The sequence below is a fragment of the Streptomyces sp. HSW2009 genome (assembly GCF_040240285.1).
Taxonomy (GTDB): Bacteria; Actinomycetota; Actinomycetes; order Streptomycetales; family Streptomycetaceae; genus Streptomyces.
The window spans coordinates 1-8242 of the sequence record NZ_JBEHZD010001317.1 but is presented as its reverse complement, the minus strand read 5'-3'; the positions used below and the strand labels follow the sequence as shown (position 1 = coordinate 8242).

Sequence of the window (8242 nt, the reverse complement as noted above, 5' to 3'; positions counted from 1 at the left end):
CCCGCAGCAGCGCGCCGAGCGCCCGTACCGCCCCGTCGTCGAAGCCGCACTCCTCCGCCGCGCGGGCCGCCTCCGTCCGCCGCCGCCCCCCCGCCGCGGGGGGCGCCCGGGCCCCCCCGGGGGGGGGGGCCCGCGCCCCCCCCCCGGGGGCCCCCCCCCGGAGGGGCCACCCGGCGCCCGCCCCGCGCACGGCGCCCGGCCCATGCGCTGCGGCCGGCGCGAGCGCAGCCCGGCGGCGAGCCGGCGGCTGCTACCGGTCACGGCCCGGCGCCCGCGTCGGCGCGCCCGGCGCCGGCGACCGGGTGCACGCGTCGCCGTGTTGTTCCAGCACGACTGCCACGACCATCCTCCGGTTCGGCTGCCCTCGTCGACGGCCCGAAATCTACAGCACTGTAGAACGCAGGGGAGGCGAATCGGCCAGTCGGGGGCGCTACGTCCGGAGTTGAGCGGCAGATACGTCTGGCGTCGAGCAGCGGGTAGTCCGGAGGTGAGCGGCGAGTACGCCCGTGGAGCCAGCCCGTACGCCCCGAACCGAGCAGCCGGTACGTCTGAAGTCGCGCGGCGGGTACGCCCGGAGTTAGGCAGCAGGTACGCCCGGAGTCGAGCAGCCGGGACGCCCGGAGTAAAGAAGCGGGTACGTCGAGAGTCGAGCGGCGGGTACGCCCGGAGTTGAGCACCCGTCACGGCCCGCGTCCACCGCCCGCCGCCCGCCGCCCGCCGCCCGCCACCTACGGGAAAGCCCCGGGTCCAGGCGGCCCGGCCTCGGGTGTCTCCCCGAGGGGAACCCCGACCGCGCCCCGGCGTCCTCCCTGATTCCGATCGCAGGCGATGGTGACCTGGTCAGCGCCCTGCCATCGTCGGGCGACGGGGCAGCGCCCCGATCGCCCAAGTGCATCAGCAGGGAAAGGACTTCATGCAATCGCTCTTCAAGGCACTCACCGGAGTGCTCGTCGCCGGAGCGCTCGCCGGGACGGCGACCCCGAGCGTGGCGGTGGACGTCACCGGGCCTCCCGGCAGCGCCGACCCCGCGCAACGGGCCGTCGCCTGGCGGCCGTGCCCGCAGGACGCCACGGCCGAGTGCGGGACCCTGCGGCTGCCCGTGGACTGGGCGCGCCCGACGGCCGGCACCTTCGACCTCGCCGTGGCCCGCCGCACGGCGACCGACCCGGCCCGCCGGATCGGCGTGCTGTTCGTCAACCCGGGCGGGCCCGGCGACTCGGGGGTGGACTTCGCCGTACGCCGCGCGCCTGGCCACTTCAGCGCGGACGTTCGGGCACGGTTCGACATCGTCGGGTTCGACCCGCGGGGCGTCGGCGCCAGCCAGCCGATCAGGTGCTCGGCCGCCTTGCTCGACCAGGCCCCGTCGGGCTACCCCGCAGACCGGGCCGAGTTCGACCAACTCGCCGCGTACAACAGGGCCTTGCGGCAGGACTGTCGACGGCACAGCGGGCCGGTCTTCGACCATGCCGACACCCTGAGCGTCGTCCGGGACATGGATGCGCTCCGCGCGGCGCTCGGCGAGGAGCGGATCAGCTACTTCGGCCACTCCTACGGCACGCTGATCGGCGAACAGTACGCGGAGCAGTACGGCGAGCGGCTGCGCACCATGGCCCTCACCGCCAACATGGACCACAGCCTGGGTCTGCGCGCTTTCCTCGTCTCGTCGGCGGTCACGGCGGAGGACTCGTTCCAGCAGTTCGCCCGGTGGTGCGCGACCAGCCGTTCGTGCGCCCTGTACGGCCGGAACGTCACCGCCGTGTGGGACGGGCTGCTCGCCAGGGCCGACCGGGGCGAGCTGTCCGACCCGGACCACCCCGAGCGTCCCCTCACCGCCCGGGCGATCACGCTCACCACCTTCAAGCAGTATCTGTACGGACCGGACTGGGGCGACCTGGCCCGCTATCTGACCGGGCTCGAAGCACAGCAACGGCAGCCGCAGATACGCCAGTCGCAGGAGCGACAGCAGTCGCGGGGCTGGCAGCCGCGGGAGCGCCAGCGCGTACGGCCGCTCCCCGCCCGGGCCGCGCAGGGCGGCGTGCAGGGCGTGCAGGGCGTGCAGGGCGCTCCGGAGCAGACGCGGGCAGCCCCGTTCTCGGCGGTGTTCTGCCAGGACTGGCGGTTCCGGCCGAAGGACTTCCGGGAGTACGCGGATCTGACCGCCGCCGAACTGCGGGCCGCGCCCCACCTGCGTGGTTCACCACGCGTACACGCGGCGGTGGCCGGATGCGTCGGTTGGCCGGACGAGGTGAACAACCCGCAACACCGGTTGCGCATCACCCGCGCCCCCAAGATCCTCATGCTGCACTCGCGACACGACCCGGCGAACCACTACGCGTGGGCCGCCCGGGTGCACCGGCAGACGCGCGGCACGACCGTCCTCCTGCCGTACGAGGGCGCCGGGCACAGCGTCTACGGGCGCAGCGACTGCACGCGCGGCACCGTCGACGACTACCTCCTCCACCGCAGGACGCCCGCTCCAGGGAGCAGTTGCGCCCCCGTCCCGCAGCGCTGATCCGCCAAGCTCGGGGCGGTTCCGGGTGGCCCGGGCCGACCGGCGGCACTGGCCACCCACCGGGCGCCCGCGCCGCCGGTGCCCGCATGCGCCGCCGGGCGGCCCGGGTTCTCCAGATCTCTGCCCGATCCCCAGACAAAGCGCCAATGAGTAATTGCTTAATCCCCCTTTCAACTGCCTTCTCCTATCCGGACATCCGCGGTCATGCCGGATGAACTTCGAAGAGGAATTGTAATTTTGGGCGGCCAAATCGTCAGACTTCGTGCCCGCATCACGGGGTAACGCAGGAAAACGGGCAGCCGATACCCACCATTTCCTTGACGATCACAAGGTGCACCAACTCTCCATAGTCATCCCATACTCCTTGGCACTCCCGCGGGTTAATGGTTAAGTAGTCACATGACAAGATCGTCGACCGGTCGCCAGTTGTCCACGGCGGATGAGCGGCGCGAAACCGTGCTCAGAACCGCCATCGGGACGTTCGCCGCCCGGGGCTACTACGGCACGACGACGGCAGAGGTGGCCAAGGCTGCCGGTATTTCGCAGGCGTACATCTACCGGTTGTTCCCGGACAAGGAAACCTTGTTCGTGGCCGTCATCGAGCACTGTTCGCGACAGATGCGGGAGACGTTCGCGGACGCCGCCGCCCAGGCCACGAGCAGCGAACCCACCAGGGTGTTGCACTCCTTGGGCGAGGCGTACGCACGGCTGATCGTCGATAAGAACCTGTTGCTGGTGTTGATCCAGGCCATCTGCGCGGCGAGCGAACCGGCCATCCGGGACGCGATCCGCACCGCCTACGCGCGCGAGGTGGAGTACGTACGGGCCGTCTCCGGCGCCAGCGACGACGACGTACAGAACTTCTTCGCCCGCGGCTTCCTGTGCAACGCGATGATCGCCATGGGCGCCGACGAGGTCGACGCGCCGTGGGCGCGCACCCTGTTGAAGGGCATCCGGCACTACTGACGGCGCGGGGCGGGCACGGCGGCCGGTCGGCCGAGGCGGCGGGCGATGGCCTTGCCGCCGACGATGAGGACCACCGCACTGACGATCACGGCCCCGCCCAGCAGCAGGTGCGGGCTCAGCCGCTCATCGCCGAGCAGGGCGCCGAGGGCGACCGCGACCACCGGGTTCACATACGCGTAGGTGGCCATCGTGTCGTTGGGCAGATGGGTGTTGGCGTACCCGTACGCGGTGAAGGCGACCATCGAGCCGGCCACCACGAGCCAGCAGAAGCCGCCGATCGAAGCGGCCGAGATCGCGCCGGGGTCGAGGCGGCCGAACTCACCGGCCACCGCACCGATGGCGATCAACAACACCCCGCCGATGAGCATCTGGAGGGCGGCCACCACCAACGGGTGCTTCGGCAGCGGGGCGGTGCGCGCATAGACGGAGCCGGTGGCCCAGCTCAGCGAGCCGATGAGGACGAGCACCGCGCCGCCGGCGTCGACCCGCGCGCCGGGCCCACCCACCAGCAGTCCGACGCCGACCGTGCCGAGCAGCAGCCCGAGCCCCATCGCCAGCGTGATCCGCGTCCTGGTCACCGCGGCGTGGATGACCACCATCCACACCGGGACGGTGGCCACGATCAGCGCGGCGAGCCCGGAGTCCACCTCGGTCTCACCGATGCTGAGCAGCCCGTTGCCGCCGACCAGCAGCAGCGCGGCGACGATCAGGGCGGAGCGCAGTTGCCGTCCGGTGGGCCGCTCGGCGCCGCGCGCGTGGCGCGGCCCGACGAACGCGATGAGCACCGCGCCCGCGGTCAGGAACCTGAACCCCGCCATCAGCAGCGGCGGGATGGTGTCGACGGCCAGTTGGATGCCGAGGTAGGTGGACCCCCACAGCAGCCACACCGTCACCAGCGCCAACCAGGGAAGCAGCGGTCGGACGCCGGGTTCCACCCCGGACCCAGCCCCCGATCCAACATTCCTTAACTTAGCCTCAGCAGACATTCAGCCTCTTTTAGTAAGGCGCTTTATGTAGCATGGCTATGTGAGAGTAAGTTGATGGGCCACGAAGGGCAAGTTCTCATCATGAAGCGACAGCTCGACGAAACCGACCGCACGATCCTGCGGATGATGTCCGCGGACGGCCGGCAGACCGTCCGGGCGCTGGCGCGGGCGGTCGGGCTGTCCGAGCCGTCGGTGCGCGAACGCCTCCAGCGCCTTGAGCGGGACGGCGTGATCGCCGGCTACCGCGCCGAGCTCGACCCGGCGAGCGTGGACGCGTCGACCGCGGCGTTCATCGCGCTCCGCTTCGAGTCGGGCGAGCGCGCGAAGGCCGAGGTCAATGCGGGCCTGGCCGCGGAGCCCTGCGTCCTTGAGGTGCACGAGGTCGCGGGCGAGGACTGCTACTGGCTGAAGGTGCGGGTGTCGGGCACCACCGCACTGGCCGACGCGCTCGACCGCATCCGGGCCATCCCGTCGGTCCAGGGCACCAGTACGACCATCGTGCTGCGCACCGTCTTCGAGCGGCCCCTGGGGCCCGACACCGCACCCCCGGCGGCGGACGCGCCGACCGTCCCGCCCGCCGGCTGACCTCCGCCACCGGGCCGCTGGGGGCAGGCGGGTACGCGCGCAACGCGCGCGCGAAGAGCCCGCCGGTCGGGAAATCAGGGGCGGGGCGACTCCCGACGGCGCAGGTGAATCCTCAGTGCCGCGGCGGCTCTTGGCCGCGCAGGCAGCCTTCGGGAAGAGTCGCGCCGGTGGCGCACAGATGCTTGATGGCGGCGGCGAAGGAATAGCAGTCGAAGAGCGCCGAATGCTCCTCGCCGGTAAAGGGCTTCGGCAGTCCGAGCACCTTCCACAACCGTCCCACGTTCGCCGAAGCGGTCTGTGGGGCGAGGGAGTTCACCCAGGGCCGCACATTGAGGAAGCTGGCGTCGAGAAATCCGTTCTTCACTTCCTCGCCCCGGGCCCTGGCCCACCCCACGTTCTCGCCGAGGACGACCATGTCGTTTCCGTACGAGAGGACGCCGTGCCCGCGGCAGAAGGCCAGGAATTCCCCGAGCGCGGCGGCCGGCGCGAGCCCGCCGCGATCCACCTGTTCCTGGCTGATGCCGGTCAATTCGGTGAAGTACGGAGAGAGTTCGGGATTGACCGTCGGCCGCACCAGCGTCTCGTACTCCTCCACGATCGTGTGGTCTTCTCGTACGCGTAGGGCGCCGATCTGCACGATCTCCCGGAGCTGACCGGGCGCCGACCAGTCCTGCGCCAAAGCGTCAGGCCAGGACGTGAATTCGAGATCGAAGACGACGAACGTCGACAAAGCCGTTCCTCCCGAGGGTGTGGGCGCTACGCATTCCGACGGTCCGAGCGGGCGCCCGACCGGCTCTCCGCAGGGCCGGTCGCGCCCGGAAACCGTACGGGTCAACCGTACGAGGCATCGCGCCGAAGTCTACTGGCGCCTTCCGCGGTGGCCTGATGCGACGGGTGGCGCCGGAGACGGTGCGCTGTCAGCGGGCGCGCGCCTTCCGACCTCGACAGATGCCCCGGGCGGCGCTCCGGCGGATGGCCCGCACCACCCGGTGGACGGCGCGGGGCCGGCGCCCGTTCACCTCGTCCTAGCGGGCCGCCGCCCGCTGGCCGTGCGATGTTCTCCGCTCCGTGGGGAGGGGGGTTCCGACCGGCCACGGCGACTGCTGCGGACCCGCCCACCGGCTGCCGCCCGAGCGGCTGCGGCCCGGGCTGGCGCGGCGTCAGCTCCCCGCAGCGAGGTGGTCGAGCTCGCGCAGCGCGCGGACCGCCTCTTCCCGGCGCGGGCTGTTCACCTCGCCGAGCTCGTCCCTGGCCCGGCTCAGGGCCGCCCTGGCCTCCGCGTATCGGCCCAACTGACGCAGCACCAGGCCGAGATCGAGCCGGGCCGACTCGCTCCAGGACGGCATCTGTGCCGCCTCGAAGCTCGTCAGGCCCTGCCGCAGCGCCTCTTCTGCCTCGTCCGGGCGCCCGAGCGCCGCAAGGTCGTTGCCGATCTGCTGCTGGGCGAAGGCACGGTAGAGCCCGATCACCTCGGCCGCCTGGCCCGGGATGCCGGCCCGGCACACCCGGTCGATCCGCCGGTGCACCTGGAGCGCCTCGGCGGCCCGGCCGGCCGTGCGCAGGTTGTTCCCCAGCGTGTTGAGCACCGTGAGCTCGCCGAGCCTGGCCTGTGCGGAGTCCTGGCCGCCCAGGCAGCGGGCGGCCTCCCGCAGCCGGTCGATGGCCTCTTCGACCCGGCCGATCCTGTGCAGCGCCCCCGCCCCGTACCCCAGCGCCCACCCCACCTGGACCTCGTCCCCCACCTCGCGGGCCACGGCCAGGGCGGCGTCCGCGGACTCCAGGGCGGCCCGGTGGTCGTACAGGCACAGGTTGTAGGCCCAGGCCAGATAGTTGAGGTGGACGGCCTCCTCGCGGCGGCTGCCCAGGGCGCGGGCCGCCTCCACGGAGCGGCGGAAGACCTCGGCCCACAGCTCCCAGTGCTGGTTCAGGTCCGAGAACCAGTGCATGGCCTCGGCGGCGTCGACGACCTGCTGGTACCGTCCGGCCGCATGGGCCCGGCGCAGCGCCGCCAGCCACTGGGCGCGCTCGGCCTCAAGCCAGGCGCGGGCGGCCTCCCGGTCGGCCGGGGCGCGGGGCGGGTCGGGGTCGCCGTGCGGCGCGTCCTGGTAGTGGTCGACGTCGAAGCGCAGGGCCGCGGCGGTGGCCCGGCGCAGCATCCAGTCACCGGCCCGTTCCTCGGCTGCCTCCCGAACCTCGGGGCCGTCCGCCACGGCCACCTGTTCGACCGCGAACAGCTTCAGCAGGTCGTGGAAGCGGTAGCGCTCGGCGAACGCGTCGGACTGCAACAGGCCGGCATCGGTCAACTCGTCCGCGTACCGCAGCGCCCTGGCCACCGGCAGATCGGCCAACAGGGCGGCGACCTCGGGACTGAAATCAGGACCCGCGGCGAGCGCGGCACGGCGCAGCAGCACCTGCGCATCGGGGGACAACTGCCGGTAGGAGAGCGCGAACGCGGCCCGTACCTGGAGGCCGCCGGCCCGCAACCCATCCAACCTGCCCTCCTCGTCGGCAAGTTGACCCACCAGCTTGCCGATGCGCTCGTGCGGGCGGCTGAGCAACCGTTGTCCGGCGATGCGGACCGCCAGCGGCAGATGGCCGCAGAGGTCGGCGAGGTCGCGGGCGGACTGCGCCTCCAGGCCCACCCGCTCGGCGCCGATGATGCGGGTCAGCAGGGCGATCGACTCCTCGCGCCGCAGCAGCGTCAGGTCCATGCGGTGCACGGCTTCGAGGCCGGCCAGCGCCTGCCGGCTCGTGATCAGCGTCAGACAGCGGCCGATGCTCGGCAGCAGCGGCCTCACCTGGGCTTCGTCGACGGCGTTGTCGAGCAGCAACAGCGCGCGGCGGTCCCCGAGCACGGCGCGCCACAGACCGGCCCGCTCCTCGGTCGCGGCCGGTATCGCCCCCTCGGCCACGCCCACCGCCCGCAACAGCCGGGCGAGCGCGTCCCGCGACGTCGTCGGCTCGGGGTCCATCCCGCACAGGTCCAGCGCGAACTGCCCGTCCGGGTAGCGGGCGGCGAGCCGGTGCGCGGCATGGACGGCGAAGGCCGTCTTGCCGAGCCCGGGCTGCCCGGCGACCACGACGACCGAGGGGTGTTCGGGGTCGGCCTGTTCCGCCAGGTCGAGCACCCGGGCCAGGGCGGGGCCGCGCGCGGTGAAGTCCCTGATGTCCCGCCTCTCTCTTATACACAACT

Annotated in this window: 7 protein-coding genes; 3 read left to right on the top strand and 4 right to left on the bottom strand. The window is 72.3% G+C overall.

The window, feature by feature from the left end:
- Positions 1-190 (bottom strand): hypothetical protein (locus tag AAHZ94_RS35660; RefSeq protein WP_349997761.1); only part of this gene is annotated, 190 nt, incomplete at its 3' end.
- Between the two features lie 699 nt (positions 191-889).
- On the opposite strand from AAHZ94_RS35660, the gene AAHZ94_RS35655 reads away from it, so the two are divergent.
- Positions 890-2512 carry an alpha/beta fold hydrolase gene (locus AAHZ94_RS35655; protein WP_349997760.1) on the top strand — a complete coding sequence of 541 codons (1623 nt, stop codon included), beginning with the start codon at positions 890-892 and terminating at the stop codon, positions 2510-2512.
- Positions 2513-2911: 399 nt separating this feature from the next.
- Positions 2912-3478 carry a TetR/AcrR family transcriptional regulator gene (locus AAHZ94_RS35650; RefSeq protein ID WP_349997759.1) on the top strand — a complete coding sequence of 189 codons (567 nt, stop codon included), beginning with the start codon at positions 2912-2914 and terminating at the stop codon, positions 3476-3478.
- Here AAHZ94_RS35650 and AAHZ94_RS35645 read toward each other — a convergent pair.
- A complete protein-coding gene (locus AAHZ94_RS35645) occupies positions 3472-4413 on the bottom strand; it encodes an EamA family transporter (protein WP_349997758.1) in 942 nt (313 codons plus the stop codon). The genes AAHZ94_RS35650 and AAHZ94_RS35645 overlap by 7 nt on opposite strands.
- Positions 4414-4545: 132 nt before the next feature.
- Here AAHZ94_RS35645 and AAHZ94_RS35640 point away from each other — a divergent pair, with 132 nt between their 5' ends.
- Entirely contained in the window at positions 4546-5049 is a 504-nt protein-coding gene (locus tag AAHZ94_RS35640) for an Lrp/AsnC family transcriptional regulator (RefSeq protein ID WP_349997757.1), read from the top strand.
- A gap of 112 nt (positions 5050-5161) precedes the next feature.
- Here the strand turns inward: AAHZ94_RS35640 and AAHZ94_RS35635 are convergent, their stop codons facing one another.
- Both AAHZ94_RS35635 and AAHZ94_RS35630 read right to left on the bottom strand, forming a co-directional pair.
- Complete coding sequence (locus AAHZ94_RS35635) at positions 5162-5779, bottom strand: 3'-5' exonuclease (RefSeq protein WP_349997756.1); 618 nt, start codon at positions 5777-5779, stop codon at positions 5162-5164.
- A gap of 430 nt (positions 5780-6209) precedes the next feature.
- The coding region (locus AAHZ94_RS35630) for an ATP-binding protein (RefSeq protein ID WP_349997755.1) at positions 6210-8242 on the bottom strand (2033 nt) is incomplete at its 5' end.